The following is a 19,911-nucleotide window of genomic DNA, read 5'->3' as shown; positions in this document are numbered from 1 at the left end:
ATCATACATGAAAGATATCGAGAATGGCAGATCGAACAAAGTCCCCTCGTCATTTCGACAGAGCGTGATTGCCCATGGCAAGTGTGCGACGAGAAATCCCGCTCGGATAGCACTGCACTTTCCAATTCACTCTGCCAACAGAGCATGAGACTCCTCGTCGTAGCGCAGGACTCACGTCCCGTCTACTCTGTCGGAGTGACGGTGGTATTTTCGGGCTGTCAGCAAACTGTCAAGGGGAGGAATTACTTGCCACGAAACCTCCTATCCCCTTCAACAATATATTCGCTAGGATCAAGGCTAGCCTATCATGTCATCTCGACGGCAGGAGAGATTTATGTGCGTTACCCCACTTATGCATTAACATGCGTTAAAAGCATATTATACATGACCCAAATTTCTAGAAGAAACCCTATATTTACGCTCCCGTATTCGAATAATTGATTAAGATGCTTCCCCTTCCACCGTTGCATTCAATCATTGTTTTTATTAGAAGATTTTACTGGATTTGAAGACTAGCCAATGTCCCTCAGTAAGGGACGTAAAGTGTCTACTATCGCCCATACATTGGTGGGTGGTTGATCCATTGTGCTAAGCAAATTTGAATCAATACTATGCATGCCAAGAGGCTGAATAGGCTAAATAAATTTATACCCAACATAATTATGAGAATTTCATTCTTTTCTTTCTTCAGGCATACGATCAGCTTGATTTGTTTTATCTGCTTGACATCCAGCGCCCTGTTTGCTCAGTGCCCCACGGAAAACGATTTGGCCAATGGGGGTGTTTTTAGTGGGAACTGCACGGTAAACGTCGGCGATGAAATAGAGATTACCGGTGCGATATTTTGGACGAGCGGAAGGCTGACCATCAATGGAGGTGACGGAGATGTGATTATTGAGAATAATGGCAGCATCACCATCCAAGACGGAGCGACACTGGATTTGGATGACGGAGATCTTTATATAGAAGATGGAGGCTCACTCACCGTAGAGTCAGGCGGTGCGGTAGAGGTCCTTGACAATGGTCGCGATATTTTTGTTTCCGGTGATTTAGAATTGGAAGCTGGCTCTTCTATGGAGGTAGCCGACTTTGCCTACATAGAAGATACTGGCGATGTATCGATATCTGGGGACTTTGTGACAGGTGATGATATAGAAATAGACGGAGGGAGAGTCGTAGTAAAGAATGGCGGCAGCCTAGAATCTGGAGACAACATCGATGTATATGGCGATGGTGTACTCAGGATTGACGAGGGAGGTAGTGCAGCTACCAGTGGTGGCGGTGGAGACGTGACTAACTCGGATCCCGATGGAGACGAAGGACAAGGGACTATCATTGTCAATGGAACCCTGACAGTGAGCGATGACGTAGTTATAGAAGACACCGATCCCTCTACCGTACTGACCGGCTCTGGCACACTCACTGTAGAAAATGACCTAACGGATGAGGAAGGTAATGAATTCTCAAACTGTGGAGGTGATGGAGTCAACTGCGAAGCAGAAGAGCCTGCCTATACCTGTGACGAGGATACGGCATGTACGCCGAGTGGATGTCCTACAGCAGCTGAATTGGAGGCCGGTGGTGTATTTTGCGGCAATTGTACGATAGACGATGATATTTCTATAGAAAACGATGTCTGCTGGGTCAGTGGCAATCTAGTGATAGAAGACGGAGATCTCAATATAGTCGATGAAGCCACGTTGACCGTCGTAGGAGGCTCTATCGCCATAGAGGACGGAGATGTGGAAGTGCAGGAGGGCACGCTACTGGTACTGGCCGGGGCGACCTTCGAAGTGGACGAAGAATTGGTAGTAGATGCAGATGGCAAGGTAGACATCAGTGGGACTGTAACCACCGGCAGCAACGGTGGCACAGGAGTAGAAATAGATGAAGGAACAGTCGTCGTGAGGGATGGCGGCACGCTTACATCTGGGCAAGACATAGACATGTCAGATGGAGCCGTATTGGTCGTACAAGAGGGCGGCACTGTCAACATCATCAACGGAGGAGACCTAGAAAATGACGGGCCTGCCACGGTGATCGTAGACGGTACCCTCAATGTAGATGATGATGTCGACTTTGAGGATTCTAATCCTAGCAGCACCATCACAGGTACAGGTACCATCAACGTAAATGGAGAGTTTGATGACGGAGATGGAGGGACATTTTCAGATTGTGCTGGAGGGGACACTTGCGAGGCGGTAGCAGACGATAGTTGTGACGAGTCCACCGTATGTACCGAAAACAGCTGCCCTATCAACGAAAACGACCTGAGAAACGGAGGCACCTTTTGTGGAGATTGCTATCTCGACATAGGCAATACAGTAAGAATAGAAGCAGATGTCTGCTGGGTCAGTGGCACCCTTACGCTGGATGGAGATGGACAAGATGGAGAGTTTGATCTAGAGACGGGCGTGACGTTTACAGTAGTGAGCGGCACAGTCATAGTAGAAGATGGCGGTGCAGATGTGATGACTGGATCTACCCTTACTATCCTGAATGGAGGCACATTTGTCATAGATGATGAGCTCAGAATAGATGAGGCTGGTACTGTAATAGTAAATGGAGTGCTCGAAGTGGGCAACAACATCGATATCGGAGAGACTTCTTCTGGTTCCCTGATCGTAGATGGTGGACAAATAAATACGGAATCTATTGACAATGATATCCCAGGAAATCTGGATGATCTACCAGACAATGTGGTAATCGAAAATGGAGGGGCTATCAATGCGACCGAAGTGTCCCTTCCAGTAAGTTGGGTTTCTTTTACCGCATCACTTTATAATGATGAAAAAGATGTTCTACTCAAATGGCTTACGGCCTCAGAGATTTCAAACGATGGTTTCTACGTTGAAAAAAGCACAGATGGACAAAATTTTGATGAGATCGGATTTGTAAAAGGTCATGGAAACATCAATAGCGTCAGCAGCTATCAATTTGTCGATTTTGAATTTGGAAGCTCTGCCTACTATAGATTGAAACAAGTGGATTTTGATGGGAAGTATGATTTTAGCCGGACCGTCCACACAATTAAGTCCAGAGCAGAAACCCCTCTAAAACATCTAAATATTTACCCAAACCCATCAAGTCAAGAAATCGTAATCGATGGTTTGCCAGAAGGGCTTTACAGTGTTTTGCTGGTTGATATCACAGGCAGTCTCTTGCTTCAGTTAACAGGGGTTTCACCGCAGCAAGCCTTAATACTAATCAATGACGTTTTGAGCAATCACCACTCGGGCACGTTTGTAGTAAAATTCGTGAGCTCTGGTTATTCTAGCTCTGGTAAGATTTTAAGATATTGAAAAGCCTCTCCTCTGTTTCAAGTGCCACTATGGACATTTGAAACAGAGTCTTAACCTTTTGAAGTCACGGTTACCCTTCTCCCAAAACATACCACCCCAAAAAGAACACATTGAGTAATAGCGAAGAGATGAGGTTCAGGCGCATGGTGTGTTCGAAGTTGGCTTGGTGCTCATCCTTTCTGACTTTGAGATACCAACTGAGGAAATAGCCCATGACAGGGAGCAGACTGACCTGAAAGGCCACAGCAGTAATCCAGTCAAAATAGCAGTAGAAATAGGTCAAGAAACCCATGTTCGAAAAAAAGAAGAACACTCCGGTGAAGTGAAAAGTCCCCAATATACCAAGCCTTAGGCTGATCGTACGGTCTCCTCGGGCACTGTCCTCCTCATGCTGGTAGACCTGCGTCATCGGATAGCTACCCATCAGCAAGAGTGAGCTTAGTACCGCTGGGATTTGCCACTGCATCTCCCACAGTCCTCCGATTCCCAAATCATTTAATCCCAAGACCACCGTCAAAAAGGTGAAGTAACCCTGAAAAATCCCTGCGGCGAGCCAACCTATAACTGGCATTTTCTTGAGCCGAATAGCAGGATGACTGTAAGCTTTGGAAACCAAGCCGTAGATCAATAGCATCACACCAAACTGCCATGAAATCACCCAACCCATCACCAGCGCCAGTCCATCCAAAGCCATCGCCCACCAGTAGAGTTCTAGCGTCGTTTTGGGTGGCTCTTTGAGGCCTCCTATGCTTTTTTCGTCCTTGTCAAAATAGGAATTGTACCCATTGCTCGCGGGATAGATCAAAAAATGTAGGATGAAGAAAATCCAAATCACTTCAAAAGTCTGATCGCTCCGAGTCACCGCCAGGGCAAACAAAAACACAGGCAACAAAAAGAAAGAAAACGGAAAACGAAGATGTAGAAACGTCGATTTGGTCATCCCTCGAAGATAATGACTTATATCACAACCGATACATAGAAAAATCCTGATTTTATGTCTACTTTAAAGTTTCAAATCTATGAGCGCATACATCACCTCCATCGGCACTGCCAATCCAGACAACCGTTACAAACAAGAAGACATAGCCAACTTCATGTGTGACAATCTCGCACAGAGCGACGAAGAAAAACGAAAGCTTCGGATACTCTATCGCGCCACGGGAATCGAGGAGCGCTATTCGATCTTGGATGACTACAAACGCAAAAACGGGGATTTCAAATTCTTCAAAAACAGTCCAGATCTACAGCCCTTTCCGAGCACCAGCGTCCGAATGAAACTCTACCGCGAACAGGCGGTACCGCTCGCCATATCGGCCATCACCAATTGTATCAACGGGAGTTCCTTGGCATCATTTACGCACCTAATCACGGTGAGCTGCACAGGCATGTACGCGCCAGGGTTGGATGTAGACCTGATCAAAACACTGAACCTAAGCCCCAGTATCAACCGCACCAGCATCAACTTCATGGGCTGCTATGCCGCGATGAATGCCCTCGGTCTAGCCAAACAAATCTGCCAAAACCAGGACGCCAAAGTACTGATCGTGAGTGTGGAACTATGTACACTACACCTACAGTCTACCAAGAATGAAGACAATCTCCTCGCGCACTCGCTCTTCGCCGACGGTGCAGCAGCAGTGGTCGTAAGCTCTCAACCGAGTGACAATTGCCTAGAAATAAAATCCAGCTCCAGCTATCTCGCCATCAGCGGCAAAAATGACATGGCATGGCAAATCGGGGATTTCGGGTTCGAGATGGCACTGACCTCCTACGTCCCCGACATCATCAAAAGCGGAATCCATGACCTCACCCGGCAGCTTTTGGAGCAGACGGACATGGATCTCACCGATATAGACGGCTATGCGATTCATCCTGGAGGCAAACGGATTTTAGAATCGATAGAGGCCGAGCTGGGGTTGACCAAAGCAGACAACCGTCACGCCTACGAGGTGCTCAAACACTATGGCAATATGTCCTCGCCCACGATCCTATTCGTGCTCAAACGCGTACTGGCCGAGCAGCGAGACGATCAGAACATTCTATCCTTCGCCTTTGGCCCTGGCTTGACGATGGAGAGTATCCTGTTCAAATCCCATACGAATGTTTAACTTCCTACATCACCGATCCGAAGAGGAAGAAATGATGGATGATTTTGCCTGTGAGGGAGAAGTCGTCAACCAAACGCTACGTGAACTACATGCGATCAATTCCTATCTAGGCGGCACAAATATCTCCCTGCGTGGAGTCAAAAAACTCATTCGCTCCACTTCTAAGGAGAACTACCGTATAGTAGACCTTGGCTGTGGGGGCGGAGATACGTTAAAGCTATTTGCCAACTGGGGACAGAAAAAAAACATCGATCTAACGCTCACTGGCGTAGACGCCAACCCCAACATCATCTCCTACGCCATCCAAAACACCAACGCTTTTCCGAATATCTCTTTTCTTTCTGAGGATGTATTTAGTGAAGATTTCAAATCAAGAGACTATGATATCGCACACTGTAGTTTGTTTTTGCACCACTTTCGTGAGCAGGAGTTCGTCCAGCTCACCCGGCAACTATACGATCAGGTGAGCACCGGTATAGTCATCAATGATCTGCACCGTCACCCGATCTCTTACTACTTCACCAAATGGCTGCTCACCGCCTGGTCACGCTCCGAGATGGTGCGCTACGACAGTGTGCTATCAGTCGCCCGTTCGTTCACGCGTCGAGAACTAAAAAGCTACCTACACCAAGCAGGCATCAAGAATTACACGCTCAAATGGAAATGGGCTTTTCGTTGGGAGGTCCTTATTTGGAAGGGGTGATTCTCTCGCTAGGTAAAAATATTTGCGTTTTCTTTACATAAGGCCTCTCGTATGTAAAGATTTTGCCATTTTCTTTACATAAGAATTACTCCCTGATCCAGTCTACTTTTTTGTCAATGGGCTTTCGTTTGCTGGTTGGCCATTTGTCTTTGGCAGGCATCCCAATGTATAGAAACCCAAGCAGCAAATCTTTTTTACCCAGATCAAAAAACGGCTTTGCCTCTTCGAGGAAAGTCACTCCACCAGTCGACCAGTAGCAACCTACCCCGTGTGCTGTCGCGGTAAGATGCATGTTTTGGACAGCAGCCGCTACGGCACATATTTCTTCTACCTTTCGGATGGATTTATTGCGCTTCATCCCGATGGCAATCACATGTGAGCATTCGAGGGGTTTGTTTCTCAGCTTCTTTGTTTTGTCTTTATCGACTTTCTTGCCTTCTGCTTTTTCGACCGCTGCTACTTGCAGATCACCCAGCGTTTTCAATCCCTCATCACAGAAGACTTGAAAGCGCCACGGTTCTGTCTTTTTGTAAGTCGGTGCCCAGTTGGCATTTTCGAGCATCTCAGCGATGATCTCGTCAGACACACGCTCTCCCGAATATTGTTTCGGGAATATAGACCTCCTGTTTTGAAGCAATTTGCTTACCTCGGCAGCATCGAATTTCATATGGCTACAGTTTAATTTATTGGACAACCTCTGCGGTCATCCTTTCTTCTTGTACACTATCCACGGGCATTTGGATTTGATCCAGTCGCACAAGATACATCTGCGAAAGCGAATCAAACTCCGCTCTGTACAGCGAATCGATGGGTTCTGATGGAGGCAAGTCCACTTTGAGCGCATCCACCTGTACGCCATTCTTCCAAAAACGGTAGCATAGATGTGGGCCTGTCGCTAGGCCCGTAGACCCTACAAAACCTATCGTTTCGCCACGTTTTACTTTCTTGCCCGGTCTCATCCCTGTGGCGATTTTGGACATGTGTAGGTACTGGGTCGAGATATTCCCGTTGTGCTTGATCTTGACATAGTTGCCATTGTTGGACTTATACCTCGCATCGGTAATCGTACCATCTGCCGCTGCAAAAATAGGCGTCCCCCTTGGTGCAGCATAGTCCGTCCCAAGGTGCGCCTTGAACCGCTTCTGCACGGGGTGATAGCGTCTCCCCGAATAACGCGAACTGATTCGCGTAAACGTCAACGGTGCCTTCAAAAACTCCCGTCTTAGGCTTTCGCCATTGAGCGCAAAATAATCTTGACCATCACCCTGATCGAAATATATCCCGTAGTAGGGTTCGTTGATGTGATTGAAATAAGCCGCTTTGATCTTACCCGAACCGATATACTCATCGTCTACATACTTTTCGTCATAGATGATTTTGTAGTGGTCTCCTTTTTGTATCCCAAAGAAATCTACTTGCCAACCAAATACATCCACGAGGTTATTGACTAGATCGACATCCCCTCCCTGATTCAACATATCTATGTAGAGCGAGGTTTGGATATCGCCCGCTAACTCTTGTTCTCTATAGCTAATCTCACGAGAATTCTTGTAGATATTGACCGAGTCCTTGATATCATAAACCACATAGTCGATGGAGTTCGGTTTGTAGATGAAATGCGTCGCGTGCTTGATGCTATCTCCTTGATAGAGCACAGAGTAAGGCTTTCTCACCCCAATCTTTCGGACATCAAACACCGACTTGGAGCTAGAGGCTAGCTGGTGAATTTTCTCATAAGGCACATTATAAGCAGACAGGATATCGGCCAAGGTCTCATTGCGCTGAATCTCTCCTTCGAATACATGTAGAGAATCCACGACGATTCCATAGTAATAATTAGGGACGTAAATCGGCACCTCTGTCTGGATCGTATCTTGCTTCATGACCACAGCTTGCTCCACCTGATCTTGATCCTGCTCTAATACGAGAAAATAAACTCCAATGAAAATGACGGACAATACTCCGGCAGAAAACAACCTCTTTCTCCCTTTCTTCTTTGACATATAAACTACTACTAATCAGCCCGCTTCTCAAAAGCTTGCTTACTTTGATCTAAAAACTCCACAAAGCTAGCAACATTTAAGTCATAGCCTTTGGGCGCGACCAATAATTCACCATCCGTATCCAAGATGACATAGTAGGGTTGCGCATTGTTGTTGAATCTTGTGATCTGAAAATCTGCATTTTTCTTACCTATAGACTTCTTCATTTTCCCGTCATAACTAGACTTGACCCACGCTGATTCGGGTAAATCGGTCTTATCATCCACATAGAGAGCTACTACTACGAATTCTTCTTTGAGACGCTGGAGCACTTTGGGATCAGACCAAACACGGGCTTCCATCTCTCGACAGTTGACACAGCCATGCCCCGTAAAATCAATAAAGAGTGGCTTGTTTTGCTTTTTGGCACATGCCAATGCTTGGTCATAATCAAAGTAGCCCTGTATGCCATGAGGCAGGTGTAGAAAATCAGCATACTTTGGAGTTTCGCAGATCGTATTCTCCACATCCGAACCGACCTGCACACTGAGGTTAAAATCCTGTGAACTCTGCGGTGGGAGATAACCCGCCAAGGCCTTGAGTGGAGCACCAAACATCCCTGGGATCAAATAAACCACAAAAGTAAACGTGGCAATCGCTAACACCAATCCACTGATAGAGGTCTTGTCAGAGGGTGAGTCGTGCGGAAACCGAATCTTGCCCAGTAGATAAAAGCCAAGTATGGTAAAGATCACAATCCAAATGGCTAAGTATATCTCTCGATCAAGAATATGCCAGTGATAAGCTTGATCCGCTATACTCAGGAATTTGAAAGCAAATGCAAGTTCTAGCAACCCAAGAACAACCTTAACACTATTCAACCAACCGCCAGACTTAGGCAGATTGTTGAGCAAGCTAGGAAACAAAGCAAAAACCGTAAACGGCAATGCAAAGGCCAGAGAAAAGGCAAACATGCCCAATATCGGTTTGAGGATTTGACCACCTGCCGACTCCACGAGGATCGTCCCCACTAGAGGGCCAGTACAGGAGAATGACACCACCACGAGTGTGAAAGCCATAAAGAAAATACCGATCAAACCGCCTTTATCAGACTGCTTGTCGATGTTGTTAACAAATTTATTAGGTAATGTGATCTCAAATAGCCCCAAAAAGGAAAGCGCAAACAAAACAAAGACCGCAAAAAATATCACATTGGGGATCCAGTTGGTGGCGAGTTCATTGGCGGTCTCGGCTCCCATGAATGGAGCGATCACCGAACCGATCACGGTATAGATCACGATGATGGACAGGCCGTAAAATACGCCTTTCCATTTGGCACCCGAGCCTCCTGTAAAAAACGATACCGTCATCGGAATCATCGGAAACACGCACGGTGTAAAGATTGCTGCAAGCCCTGCCAAGAAAGCCGCTATCATAAAACCCCACAGACTATAGGGATCGTTGCTACTACGCTGCGAAAGCAGCCCCTTTTCTGATGTGGACTCTTGTGTATCGCCTGCGGCTACCACAGCGCCTTTCGACTCCTTCTTACCCCCCAAGAGTTTGTCAAAATCAAACTCCTCATCAAAGGGAATGCACTTACCGTCCACATCGGTACAGACTTGATAATAATAAGAACCTGCTACAGCTGGCTCATCCGTAAGTAGTTTGATCGTCTGTCTAAACTGTGCTGTTTTCTTAAAGTAAGTGTACTCGCCCTCCCATAGAGAGTCATATTTTTTCTTGGGATCGACTGGAGTCAACTCACCGACCAGTTCGTAGCTCGCATCTGGCGTGAACTCAAAAGTGGTGACCATGGGGCCAAGGTCAGGGTCAAAATCAGAGGAATAGAGGTACCACTGGTCATCGATTTTCACATCGAAAATCAAATCCAACTGATCTCCCTTTTTAGGATCAGAAACAGAAATGTCCAAAGACCACTTGGCAGGTTTGAGAATCTGCGCCAGTCCTTGGACACTTTGTAATAATAATATTGTAACTATAAATGCGATTAATTTCTTCATACTAGTGATTGCTATAAGCCTACTAATCGCAAATAAGCGGAAAAAGTTTCCGCCAAGGAAATTTATAATCCAAATGCCGCTTTTACTTGATCGACATAGTCCAGTTTTTCCCAAGTGAAAGTCTCTACTTCCATCTTGCTGTTACCGCCTGGTGTATTGAACTCCACGGTCTTCACCTCTGGCGTTCTACCCATGTGACCATAAGCTGCCGTCTCAGAATAAATCGGGTTCATCAGTTTCAGTCTCTTGATGAGCGCAGAAGGTTTCATATCGAACAGCTCTGTGATTTTCTTGGCAATCTGGCCATCATTGAGGTCTACTTTTGCACTACCATACGTATTGACAAAAATCCCCATAGGCTCTGCCACACCGATGGCGTAAGACACCTGCACCAATATCTCGTCCGCTACGCCTGCAGCCACGAGATTTTTCGCAATATGACGTGTCGCATAGGCTGCAGATCTATCCACTTTAGAAGGATCCTTGCCAGAGAATGCTCCTCCACCATGTGCTCCTTTTCCTCCGTAAGTATCGACGATGATTTTTCTTCCCGTCAGTCCTGTATCACCATGAGGTCCACCGATCACGAACTTCCCAGTTGGGTTGATATGGTACTTGATGCTGTCATTGAACAATGCAGCGATCTCTGGTTTCAACTGAGCGATTACTCTTGGGATCAAAATCTCTTTGATGTCCTTTTTGATTTTCTCTAGCATCTCTGCCTCTGGACCAAAATCATCATGCTGTGTCGACACCACGATAGCATCTATACGAACAGGTTTGTTGTCATCACTATATTCAATAGTTACCTGCGACTTAGCGTCTGGTCGTAGATAATTGATATCTGTATTCTCTCTTCTGATTTTAGAAAGCTCTTTGAGCAACATGTGAGACAGGTCCAATGCCAGTGGCATAAAATTTTCGGTCTCATTGGTGGCATAGCCAAACATCATCCCTTGATCACCAGCGCCTTGCTCTTCCTCAGAGGCACGCACTACACCTTGGTTGATATCTGGAGATTGCTCGTGAATCGCAGAGATCACACCACAGCTGTTGCCGTCGAATTGGTACTCTCCTTTGGTATAGCCGATTTTGTTGATCACGTCACGCGCTACCTGCTGCACGTCCACATAGGACTGGGTTTTCACCTCGCCACTCAATACAGTCAGGCCAGTGGTCACCAAAGTTTCACAAGCTACCTTTGACTGATTGTCAAAAGCCAAAAAATGATCTAACAGTGAATCTGAAATTTGATCCGCAACTTTGTCTGGGTGTCCCTCAGATACTGATTCTGATGTAAATAGATATGGCATAATTATTCTTAGTTCTTTTTAAAGTCGGCAAATTTAGGGCAATTGTACACAATTGATTTAAGAGTAAATCGAAAATATTACTGGAACCTTATGCAAATCAACCCTTTCTCTTTTCCAGTCTTTGATTTTTTTCGTTTTGATGTATTCATCTCTCCCAGTGACCCCCTTCGCAACGCACAAATAGGTATCACCGTTGCAGGTCTTTAGTAATTCTTCGAACAGTTTCATGTTTCGGTAAGGCGTATCCATAAACAACTGTGTCTGCCGCTGTTGGACGGTAGCCGTTTCCATGGCTTTGATTTTAGCAGTTAGGTCTTTCTTGTCTATCGGAATGTAACCATGAAACGTGAACGACTGACCGTTGAACCCAGAAGCCATCAGCGCCATGAGTATCGAAGATGGCCCGACCAGCGGCACGACCTGAATCCCCAGCTGATGTGCCACCGCCACCGCCTCTGATCCTGGATCGGCGACTCCTGGGCAGCCAGATTCAGAGATAATCCCGACATCACGTCCACGCTGCACGACAGCCAAATACTGCTCGATCTGAGGACGTTTGGTTTTCTTATCTAGTAATTCGAATTGCAAATCCTCGATCACCAACCCCAGTTTTAGCTTGCTGATGTATCTGCGTGCCGTCCGCACATTCTCTACCAAAAAATAATCCAATCCTTGAATCACTTCTTTGATCTGCGGTGAGAGTACCTTTTCCTCTGTATCATCAGCAATGACTGTTGGGATCAAATATAGTTTTCCGCTCATCCTATGAACTGGATTACCTTGTTATAAAAATCTTCTGGTTGCTCCGCATGTAGCCAGTGCCCCGCATTATCGACCGTCTCTAGCGTCGCATTGGGAAATATCTCCTCGATCTCATCCCAGTCATCATCCAATATATAATCTGATTTCCCCCCACGTACGAAAAGCGTCTCCGTCTCTATCGGTAGGTGATAACTCAACGCCTCTCCTACATTTTCAATATTGGCTTTGATCACCGGCAGATTCATCTTCCAGGCAAAACCTTCGCCAGACCGAGTGAGATTTTTCATCAGAAACGTACGTGTCCCTAGGTCGGCGACATATTCTTTTAGTATATCATCTACCTGCTGCCGACTGGCAATTTCACCTATCGGTACTGCATCCAATCCAGCAAATATCTGTTTGTGGTGAGGAGGGTAAAACTTAGGGCCAATATCCGCAACAATGAGTTTATCCACTTTATCAGGGTGAAAAGCGGTGAACTGCATCACGGTCTTCCCTCCCATCGAGTGCCCGAGCAAAATTGGGTTTTCAATCCCCAACTCATCAATAAAATATTCCAAATCTTCCACCATACGGTCATAGCTCCACTCGTCGGAGTGAAACGATTTTCCATGGTTACGCTGATCAATGAGGTATACTTGATATTGTTCGCTAAATCGTTTGCCTAATGTCAACCAATTGTCCAGCGACCCCAATAGACCGTGTATGATAATGAGCGGCTGTCCCTCTCCGAATGTCTTATAATTCAACAACTCCATTATTTCAATTGCTTTAGGTACATCTGAATCGTATTTTCTAACCCCATATAAAGCGCATCACAGACCAGTGCATGACCGATCGACACCTCATCCATAAAGGGCAGCTTCTCTTTCAGATATTTCAAATTATTTAAATCCAAGTCATGCCCAGCATTGATACCCAGCCCCAGCTCTTTGGCCAGCTTACCCGCCGTGACATAATCTGCCACAGCAGCGGCTGGATTACTAGCATACCCCGTAGCAAAAGGCTCAGTGTATAACTCAATTCGATCCGTACCCACTTTTTTAGCGCCTTCGATGATCACTTCACTGGGATCAGCAAAGATCGAAACACGCACACCGTACGACTTGATCTGCTGCACGATATCACGTAGCATGGTCTCGTTTTTGACCGTATCCCAGCCAGCATTGGAGGTGATTGCCTCTGGTGGGTCAGGCACTAGCGTTGCCTGCGCGGGACGCACTTCTTCGATGAATTTTAGGTACCTCGCATCAGGATAGCCCTCAATGTTAAACTCAGTCGTGCAAACCTCATTGATCCGATACACGTCCTCAGTCGTGATATGTCGTTCATCGGGACGAGGATGCACTGTGATCCCCTGCGCACCGAAGCGCTCGCAATCACGAACAACCTGTACTAAATTGGGATTGTTTCCACCCCGGGCATTCCGAAGCGTGGCAATTTTATTTACGTTTACACTAAGTTTCGTCATGAGAATCTGATGAGCTAAAGTATATTGAGCCGCGAATTGGCTTAGAACTGTTTCTAAATTAATTTGCACCAAAATTACACATTTTAAGAGATTAAAAAACAGAGATAATGAGCCTCAAAGATCAAATTAATGCAGATATAAAAGCCGCTATGCTGGCCAAAGAAAAAGAGAAATTAACCGCTCTGAGAGCCATAAAATCTATGATCCTTTTAGCCGAAACGGAAAAAGGTGCGGTAGAAGAAATCTCTGAAGATGCTGAAATGAAGCTCCTTATGAAAGCGGCTAAACAAAGAAAAGATTCTGCAGACCTATTTAGAGAGCAAGGTCGAGAAGACCTAGCTGACAAGGAGCAGGGTGAGCTAGACATCATTAGCAATTACCTCCCAAAGCAACTCACAGAAGATGAATTAAAAGCAGAGGTTCAGAAAATAATCGATCAAGTAGGTGCTACAGGCCCGCAGGACATGGGGAAGGTAATGGGAGCTGCGACCAAAGCAATCGGTGGCAAAGCAGACGGCAAGACAATCTCTGCCATGGTCAAATCTCTATTGAGCTAGTACAGTGAACGTCATCGATATAGTCATATTGGTGTTCCTACTCATAGGTGCAGTGACCGGATTCCGAAAGGGGCTACTCATGGAAATTATTTCCATAGGAGCCTTTTTCTTAGCCATTATATTAGGCATCAAGCTGCTTGACTGGGGCATTATGGTTTTAGCAGACTACATAGAAGGGTATGACAACCTGCTCCCCATCATTGCGTTTACCATCATCTTTGTCGCCATCATTGTCTCATTGCATTTACTCGGCAAAGCACTAAAAAAGATTCTAGATTTGACCTTGCTAGGCAGCCTCGATGATATTGCTGGTAGTTTACTCGGGATACTAAAGTGGGGGTTATTCATTAGCATATTCTTTTGGATATTCGACTCCTTTGGAGGTACGATAGATGAAGAGCGAACCGAAACGAGCTTTCTGTATCAACCTATCGCTTCGTTAGCACCAACCCTGTTTGACTTGTTCTCAGGTCTATTTCCTTACTTTATGGAGTTCTTCGATCACTCCAAAGAGATGTTAAATCAACAAGAAGTTAATGTTTGATTGATCGGAAATTAATATATTATAGATATACTTATAAAAATTATTCACTGAAGACATGCTGGAGGTAGCAAATTTAAAACAAGAAGGAGAATTCAAATTCATAGAACAAGGTGAAGGAAAAGTGATGCTCCTGCTCCATGGTCTATTTGGCGCATTGAGCAACTGGGAAAGTGTGATAGAAAAATTCTCGGCAGATCATCGAATCATCATCCCGATGCTACCCATCTACGAGTTGCCAGTTCGGGAAGCTGGTCTACCCAAATTGATTGAGTACCTTGAAGACTTCATTGCTCACAAAAACCTAGATAATTTTGATCTCATGGGTAACTCACTAGGGGGACACATGGCACTCATGTATATTTTAAAACACCCCAAAAAAGTGGACCGACTGATTTTGACAGGTAGTTCGGGACTCTTCGAAAATGCCATGGGTAGCTCCTTTCCTAAGCGTGGTAACTATAGTTTCATTGAAGAAAAAGTTAGATACACCTTCTACGACCCTAATACTGCTACCAAAGAATACATTGACGAAATTTTCAACACGATGCAAAGCATGCCTATGTGTCTGCGCATCGTAGGGATAGCCAAATCTGCTCAAAGAAATAATTTAGCCACAGAACTGCACAAAATCGAAAACGAGACGTTATTGATATGGGGATTGAACGACACGATCACTCCTCCACGTGTAGGACATGAATTTAACAGACTTCTAAAAAACTCTACGTTGCGGTTCATTGACAAATGCTGTCACGCCCCGATGATGGAGCGACCTGATGAATACAATATAATTCTAGAAGAATTTTTGAACGAAAGAAAAAGCGCATGATAGCTCGAGATCTGATCAACTATACCATTCCACCGCTAAAGCCTACTGACAACATTTCAAAGGCACAAAACTGGATGAGTGAATTTCATGTTCACGAACTCCCAGTAGTGGACAATGGCAAGTTCATCGGAATCTTCAATGAGAATCTCATATTCGACCAAGTCGAGGACGCAGAACTCATTCAGGAGTTTCATCTCCTCAGTGCGCACCTCTATGTCGATCAGAATGAGCACTACTACGAAGTACTCAAAAAAGCCTATGAAGCAAGTTCAAACCTTGTCGCAGTCCTCAACGAGGACAAAGACTATATTGGCAGCATTACCATTCAAGATGTCGTAGAAGCCTTTTCCAAAATGTCTTCTATCAATAGCCCTGGCAGTATTATCGTCATCTCTATGAGCATGATGGATTACTCTATGGCAGAAATCAGTCGTATCGTGGAGTCAGAAGGAGGCAAAATACTCAGCAGCTTTATAGAGCATGCTGACCAGACCGAAAACATACGACTGACGCTAAAAGTTAATTTAGAAAATGCATCTAGTATCGTCTCATCATTTCAACGGTTCGGATATAACATTGCATCCGTGTTTGGCAAAGGCCAAGAGCATCAAATAGACCAAGAACGTTTAGACACCCTCTTGCACTACCTCAAAGTCTAAAAAGAAGAAATCTAACCTCATGCGTATAGCCCTACATGGCAGAATCAATAGAGAAGACTCTATTCACTATCTCGAGCAAATCATCAGCGAGATAGAAGAAAACAACTCTGAAGTCATCTTCACAGAAGAACTACATATATCTACCAAAGGTCACTTTAATACCAACCGTTTCGAAATCATCGATTCCAAATTTGATCTCGCCTCAGTAGACTATTTTTTTAGCCTTGGTGGTGATGGTACATTATTAGAAACGGTCTCCAAAGTCGGCAGTCTAGAAACTCCCATTCTTGGCATCAATCTCGGCAAATTAGGCTTCCTTGCCACCATCAATAAAAAAGACATCAAAGAGGCACTTAACGGGTTCTTTGCAAAAGAATTTTCTTTTGACGAGCGAATGCTCATCCATCTCGACAGCAACAATAAAATATTTAATGGACAAAACTTCGCGCTCAATGAAGTAGCAATACTCAAACGTGACACCTCATCCATGATCATTGTTCACTGCTACATCGATGGTGAATTTGTCAATACATACTGGGCAGACGGAATCATGGTCGCTACCCCTACAGGTTCTACAGGTTACTCACTTAGTGCTGGAGGACCTTTGGTTCTTCCTCAGTCTGACAGCTTTATCATCACCCCCGTGAGTCCGCACAACCTGAACGTAAGACCTCTAATCGTCTCAGGCACGAGTATCATCTCTTTCGAGATAGAAGGCAAAGGGCGTTCCTTTTTGACCTCCTTAGATTCCAGGTCCTATAAAGTTGACAACTCGGTCAAACTATCCATTAGAAAAGAATCATTCGCCGCTAAACTAATCAAGCTCAAAGGATACAATTTTTTCGATACCTTGAGAGTTAAACTTAACTGGGGACTAGATATAAGAAATTAGTTTTCGCGAGATAAATATTTTTATTACTACATTTATGTAGTTTTGTAGCAACAGGTTGTATGAATTTTGTAATGAAGAACACACTAATAGTCACGCTTTTACTGGCTTTATTTATGTCTTGCATCCATGATGCAGAGGCACAAAGAAGACGTAAACCAAGGTATAGTTACCAAAAAAAGAACAATAGCAAGAAGTATTCTAACTACCGAGGGGGTAAAGTAGGGTACACAAATGGTGGCAACTCCAAATATGCCACGATTGGAATTAGCGCTAATATGAACAACTACTTTGGTGACATTTCCAATAACAATGGCAGGTTCAGTACTGACTACAAGTTCATCCCTGATGGATTCGGGATTACTGCATCCAAATCACTATATCCTGGCATATTCGCTAGAGCAGGCTTCAACTATGGCACTATCAAAGCATCTGACTACAGTACGGGTAGTAGTGATCCAGATGGTGATCCTAATGATTACGGAAGATACCAACGAAACTACCATTTCAAAAACTCTATTAAAGAGCTCTCCCTAGGCTTAGAAATAGACTTCTTCCCAACGAAAGGTGGTGCAAAAAACCGTTTTCCAATCAATCCATATATGTATCTAGGAGCAGCTGTATTTCACCATGCCCCTAAGGCCAAAGCTCCTGAAACGGACCAAGCAGGCAACCCTACAGGTCATGGAGGAGAATGGGTAGATCTCCAAAAAATCGGTACAGAAGGACAGTATTCAGACTCACTAAACCTAAAACCATACAGTAAATTTCAATTTGCAATACCTCTAGGTTTAGGAGTAAAAATCAAATTGGCCAGAAACTTTGACCTCAATTTCGAAGTTGGTTTTAGATACCTATTTACAGATTACTTAGATGACATAGGGGGCAAATATGCGAACCTAGACTACTTCGGTAGTGACCATTTAGCTAGAGCGCTTTCGGAGCGTGGTGGCGAGGGTGTAGCTCTAATGGAAAACAAGCCACACGATGTACCTACAACCAGTACAAATACTAACTTAAACGTTAACGACCCTAGTCTACAGTGGGACCCTAATGCAAGTTCCTCCTACACCCATGGATGGAACTATATTCCTGGTACAGACAGGGCAGACGCTAGTAATAAAGACTTCTTGGTGACAACTCAGATTAGATTAGTCTATGTCCTAGATAAAAAAGGAATGGCTAGAGGGAAGTTCAGATAAGTTTAAGACATCTTAGCATACGCTGTTATGAAATATAAAATTTTGCCGATTCTGTCGGCATTTCTTTTTTTGGGACAATTCGCTTTTGCACAACGTACAGAAGTCGGCATAGGAATCGGTGGCATGAGCTACTCGGGAGACCTCTATAGAGGCTATGATGTACTGAACCAAAACCTCGGTGCACAACTTCTATACCGAGTGAATTATGACAAAGATGTCAGCTTCAGATTTTCAGCACTTTATGGAAAAGTATCTGGAAGTGACGAACACCCATTCGACGCTCTCGGAGAGGTTAGAAATGCGAGTTTTGAACGAAGAGTACTAGAAGGAAGTGCTACAATAGAATTTCATTTCTTAGATTACAAGAATCCAAAATCCCTCATTAAATGGTCTCCATATATATTTGGAGGTGTGGGAGTAATGAAGATTTTTGATACTGGATCAGAGGATATCAGCGGCATTCAGCCTGTCATCCCGTTCGGAGGAGGGGTAAAGCATCTCATAGGTAGAAAATTCAATGTCGGGCTTGAGTTTGGCGCCAGAAAAACCTTTACCGATCAATTCGATGGGATATCCGATAATGAACTATTTGAAAAACCAACTTTTCAATTTGGCAATCCTGAAGACAAAGACTGGTATTACTTCGTAGGCGTGTCTGTATCCTACGTGATTTTCAAAGTACCATGTACCTATAAGTATCAACCAAACAAAACACTGTACCGCTAAGGAAATCCCTCTCTAGAGTTCATTTTCAGTAAAAAAAAGTACAACTTTGCGGGTTATTTAGAGATAAAAGCCAGAGCAATTCGGCATGAAGGAGAAGATTGATTCAACAAATATCCCAAAACACGTAGCAGTTATCATGGACGGCAATGGGCGGTGGGCCAAGCAACGCGGTGCTACTCGCCTGTTTGGTCACAGGAATGCCATTAAAGCTGTTCGAGACACAACAGAAGGCTGTGCCGAGATAGGGGTAGGACGATTGACACTCTATGCTTTTTCCACTGAAAACTGGAACAGACCCAAAGTCGAAGTAGATGGCTTAATGAACCTACTCGTCTCTACTATCAAAAAAGAGATACCAACTTTGATGAAAAACAATATCCGGTTGCAACCAATCGGGGACATCTCGCATTTACCAAAGGAGGCACAAAAGAACCTCGAGCAAGGGATATTAGAAACTAGCAAAAACGATGGCATGATTCTCTCCTTAGCTCTGAACTACAGTGGCCGATGGGAAATTGGAAAAAGTGTGAATAAACTGTTACAAAACATCAAGGATAACAAAATTGACATTGATCAAATCGACAACTCATATATCAATAGCTATATCAGCGAACACAGTACTCCTGACGTGGAACTAATGATCAGGACCAGTGGAGAACATAGAGTGAGCAATTTTTTGCTATGGCAACTCGCCTATGCTGAGTTATACTTTACCGACAAACTTTGGCCTGACTTTAGGAAAAATGATCTCTTCGAGGCTGTAATTGACTTCCAAAATAGGGAAAGAAGATACGGCAAAACCAGTGAACAACTAACGCAATAATAACGGCAGGAGCGTCGGCA

At 44.6% G+C, this 19,911-nt stretch carries 19 protein-coding genes; 11 read left to right on the top strand and 8 right to left on the bottom strand.

Annotated elements, in window-relative coordinates; genetic code table 11:
• Positions 1-662: 662 nt before the first annotated feature.
• A complete protein-coding gene (locus BUB99_RS15725) occupies positions 663-3,302 on the top strand; it encodes a hypothetical protein (RefSeq protein ID WP_139281045.1) in 2,640 nt (879 codons plus the stop codon).
• Positions 3,303-3,372: 70 nt separating this feature from the next.
• On the opposite strand, the gene BUB99_RS15720 is transcribed toward BUB99_RS15725, so the two are convergent.
• Entirely contained in the window at positions 3,373-4,242 is an 870-nt protein-coding gene (locus tag BUB99_RS15720; RefSeq protein WP_073124026.1) for a UbiA family prenyltransferase, read from the bottom strand.
• 79 nt (positions 4,243-4,321) lie between these two features.
• On the opposite strand from BUB99_RS15720, the gene BUB99_RS15715 reads away from it, so the two are divergent.
• On the top strand, positions 4,322-5,410 hold the full coding sequence (locus tag BUB99_RS15715) for a type III polyketide synthase (RefSeq protein WP_073124024.1): 1,089 nt from the start codon (positions 4,322-4,324) through the stop codon (positions 5,408-5,410).
• Positions 5,403-6,113, top strand: coding sequence for a methyltransferase domain-containing protein (locus tag BUB99_RS15710; RefSeq protein ID WP_073124022.1), 711 nt, complete (start codon positions 5,403-5,405; stop codon positions 6,111-6,113). The genes BUB99_RS15715 and BUB99_RS15710 overlap by 8 nt, the downstream gene beginning before the upstream one ends.
• A gap of 85 nt (positions 6,114-6,198) precedes the next feature.
• Here BUB99_RS15710 and BUB99_RS15705 read toward each other — a convergent pair whose 3' ends face one another.
• From BUB99_RS15705 to BUB99_RS15675, 7 genes are all read right to left on the bottom strand, one after another.
• Positions 6,199-6,780, bottom strand: coding sequence for a nitroreductase family protein (locus BUB99_RS15705; protein ID WP_073124020.1), 582 nt, complete (start codon positions 6,778-6,780; stop codon positions 6,199-6,201).
• A gap of 16 nt (positions 6,781-6,796) precedes the next feature.
• Complete coding sequence (locus BUB99_RS15700; protein WP_073124018.1) at positions 6,797-8,116, bottom strand: M23 family metallopeptidase; 1,320 nt, start codon at positions 8,114-8,116, stop codon at positions 6,797-6,799.
• A gap of 11 nt (positions 8,117-8,127) precedes the next feature.
• Positions 8,128-10,119 carry a protein-disulfide reductase DsbD family protein gene (locus tag BUB99_RS15695; protein ID WP_073124016.1) on the bottom strand — a complete coding sequence of 664 codons (1,992 nt, stop codon included), beginning with the start codon at positions 10,117-10,119 and terminating at the stop codon, positions 8,128-8,130.
• A gap of 62 nt (positions 10,120-10,181) precedes the next feature.
• On the bottom strand, positions 10,182-11,432 hold the full coding sequence (gene metK / locus BUB99_RS15690; protein ID WP_073124014.1) for a methionine adenosyltransferase: 1,251 nt from the start codon (positions 11,430-11,432) through the stop codon (positions 10,182-10,184).
• Positions 11,433-11,489: 57 nt separating this feature from the next.
• Entirely contained in the window at positions 11,490-12,194 is a 705-nt protein-coding gene (locus BUB99_RS15685; RefSeq protein WP_073124012.1) for an SAM-dependent methyltransferase, read from the bottom strand.
• Complete coding sequence (locus BUB99_RS15680; RefSeq protein WP_073124010.1) at positions 12,191-12,952, bottom strand: alpha/beta fold hydrolase; 762 nt, start codon at positions 12,950-12,952, stop codon at positions 12,191-12,193. Before BUB99_RS15680 ends, BUB99_RS15685 begins: the two co-directional genes overlap by 4 nt.
• The gene (locus BUB99_RS15675) at positions 12,952-13,665 is read right to left on the bottom strand and encodes a pyridoxine 5'-phosphate synthase (RefSeq protein WP_073124008.1); all 714 of its coding nucleotides are present in this window, start codon (positions 13,663-13,665) and stop codon (positions 12,952-12,954) included. The genes BUB99_RS15680 and BUB99_RS15675 overlap by 1 nt, the downstream gene beginning before the upstream one ends.
• A 107-nt stretch (positions 13,666-13,772) precedes the next feature.
• Here BUB99_RS15675 and BUB99_RS15670 point away from each other — a divergent pair, with 107 nt between their 5' ends.
• The 8 genes from BUB99_RS15670 to BUB99_RS15635 all read left to right on the top strand — a co-directional run bounded on the left by BUB99_RS15670 (position 13,773) and on the right by BUB99_RS15635 (position 19,891).
• Positions 13,773-14,222, top strand: coding sequence for a GatB/YqeY domain-containing protein (locus BUB99_RS15670; protein ID WP_073124005.1), 450 nt, complete (start codon positions 13,773-13,775; stop codon positions 14,220-14,222).
• Between the two features lie 4 nt (positions 14,223-14,226).
• Positions 14,227-14,766: a CvpA family protein gene (locus BUB99_RS15665; protein ID WP_073124003.1), complete on the top strand. Its 540-nt coding sequence runs from the start codon at positions 14,227-14,229 to the stop codon at positions 14,764-14,766.
• Positions 14,767-14,821: 55 nt separating this feature from the next.
• Positions 14,822-15,592 carry an alpha/beta fold hydrolase gene (locus BUB99_RS15660; protein ID WP_073124001.1) on the top strand — a complete coding sequence of 257 codons (771 nt, stop codon included), beginning with the start codon at positions 14,822-14,824 and terminating at the stop codon, positions 15,590-15,592.
• On the top strand, positions 15,589-16,251 hold the full coding sequence (locus tag BUB99_RS15655) for a CBS domain-containing protein (RefSeq protein ID WP_073123999.1): 663 nt from the start codon (positions 15,589-15,591) through the stop codon (positions 16,249-16,251). Before BUB99_RS15660 ends, BUB99_RS15655 begins: the two co-directional genes overlap by 4 nt.
• A 19-nt stretch (positions 16,252-16,270) precedes the next feature.
• Positions 16,271-17,143: an NAD kinase gene (locus BUB99_RS15650; protein ID WP_073123997.1), complete on the top strand. Its 873-nt coding sequence runs from the start codon at positions 16,271-16,273 to the stop codon at positions 17,141-17,143.
• A gap of 71 nt (positions 17,144-17,214) precedes the next feature.
• Positions 17,215-18,342, top strand: a complete 1,128-nt coding sequence (locus BUB99_RS15645) for a DUF6089 family protein (RefSeq protein ID WP_073123995.1) — start codon at positions 17,215-17,217, stop codon at positions 18,340-18,342.
• A gap of 27 nt (positions 18,343-18,369) precedes the next feature.
• The gene (gene porG, locus BUB99_RS15640; RefSeq protein WP_139281044.1) at positions 18,370-19,068 is read left to right on the top strand and encodes a type IX secretion system protein PorG; all 699 of its coding nucleotides are present in this window, start codon (positions 18,370-18,372) and stop codon (positions 19,066-19,068) included.
• Positions 19,069-19,153: 85 nt separating this feature from the next.
• The gene (locus BUB99_RS15635; protein ID WP_073123990.1) at positions 19,154-19,891 is read left to right on the top strand and encodes an isoprenyl transferase; all 738 of its coding nucleotides are present in this window, start codon (positions 19,154-19,156) and stop codon (positions 19,889-19,891) included.
• The last annotated feature ends 20 nt before the right edge of the window (positions 19,892-19,911 follow it).

It is taken from the genome of Reichenbachiella agariperforans (assembly GCF_900142205.1).
Lineage (GTDB): Bacteria > Bacteroidota > Bacteroidia > Cytophagales > Cyclobacteriaceae > Reichenbachiella > Reichenbachiella agariperforans.
The sequence above is the reverse complement of the archived record's forward strand: the minus strand, read 5'-3'. Positions and strand labels throughout refer to the sequence as shown.

Bases quoted from the DNA above. Each gene is read 5' to 3' on its own strand.
- BUB99_RS15725 (WP_139281045.1), top strand. From the start codon at position 663: ATGAGAATTTCATTCTTTTCTTTCTTCAGGCATACGATCAGCTTGATT.
- BUB99_RS15720 (WP_073124026.1), bottom strand. From the start codon at position 4,242: ATGACCAAATCGACGTTTCTACATCTTCGTTTTCCGTTTTCTTTCTTT.
- BUB99_RS15715 (WP_073124024.1), top strand. From the start codon at position 4,322: ATGAGCGCATACATCACCTCCATCGGCACTGCCAATCCAGACAACCGT.
- BUB99_RS15710 (WP_073124022.1), top strand. From the start codon at position 5,403: ATGTTTAACTTCCTACATCACCGATCCGAAGAGGAAGAAATGATGGAT.
- BUB99_RS15705 (WP_073124020.1), bottom strand. From the start codon at position 6,780: ATGAAATTCGATGCTGCCGAGGTAAGCAAATTGCTTCAAAACAGGAGG.
- BUB99_RS15700 (WP_073124018.1), bottom strand. From the start codon at position 8,116: ATGTCAAAGAAGAAAGGGAGAAAGAGGTTGTTTTCTGCCGGAGTATTG.
- BUB99_RS15695 (WP_073124016.1), bottom strand. From the start codon at position 10,119: ATGAAGAAATTAATCGCATTTATAGTTACAATATTATTATTACAAAGT.
- metK (WP_073124014.1), bottom strand. From the start codon at position 11,432: ATGCCATATCTATTTACATCAGAATCAGTATCTGAGGGACACCCAGAC.
- BUB99_RS15685 (WP_073124012.1), bottom strand. From the start codon at position 12,194: ATGAGCGGAAAACTATATTTGATCCCAACAGTCATTGCTGATGATACA.
- BUB99_RS15680 (WP_073124010.1), bottom strand. From the start codon at position 12,952: ATGGAGTTGTTGAATTATAAGACATTCGGAGAGGGACAGCCGCTCATT.
- BUB99_RS15675 (WP_073124008.1), bottom strand. From the start codon at position 13,665: ATGACGAAACTTAGTGTAAACGTAAATAAAATTGCCACGCTTCGGAAT.
- BUB99_RS15670 (WP_073124005.1), top strand. From the start codon at position 13,773: ATGAGCCTCAAAGATCAAATTAATGCAGATATAAAAGCCGCTATGCTG.
- BUB99_RS15660 (WP_073124001.1), top strand. From the start codon at position 14,822: ATGCTGGAGGTAGCAAATTTAAAACAAGAAGGAGAATTCAAATTCATA.
- BUB99_RS15655 (WP_073123999.1), top strand. From the start codon at position 15,589: ATGATAGCTCGAGATCTGATCAACTATACCATTCCACCGCTAAAGCCT.
- BUB99_RS15650 (WP_073123997.1), top strand. From the start codon at position 16,271: ATGCGTATAGCCCTACATGGCAGAATCAATAGAGAAGACTCTATTCAC.
- BUB99_RS15645 (WP_073123995.1), top strand. From the start codon at position 17,215: ATGAAGAACACACTAATAGTCACGCTTTTACTGGCTTTATTTATGTCT.
- porG (WP_139281044.1), top strand. From the start codon at position 18,370: ATGAAATATAAAATTTTGCCGATTCTGTCGGCATTTCTTTTTTTGGGA.
- BUB99_RS15635 (WP_073123990.1), top strand. From the start codon at position 19,154: ATGAAGGAGAAGATTGATTCAACAAATATCCCAAAACACGTAGCAGTT.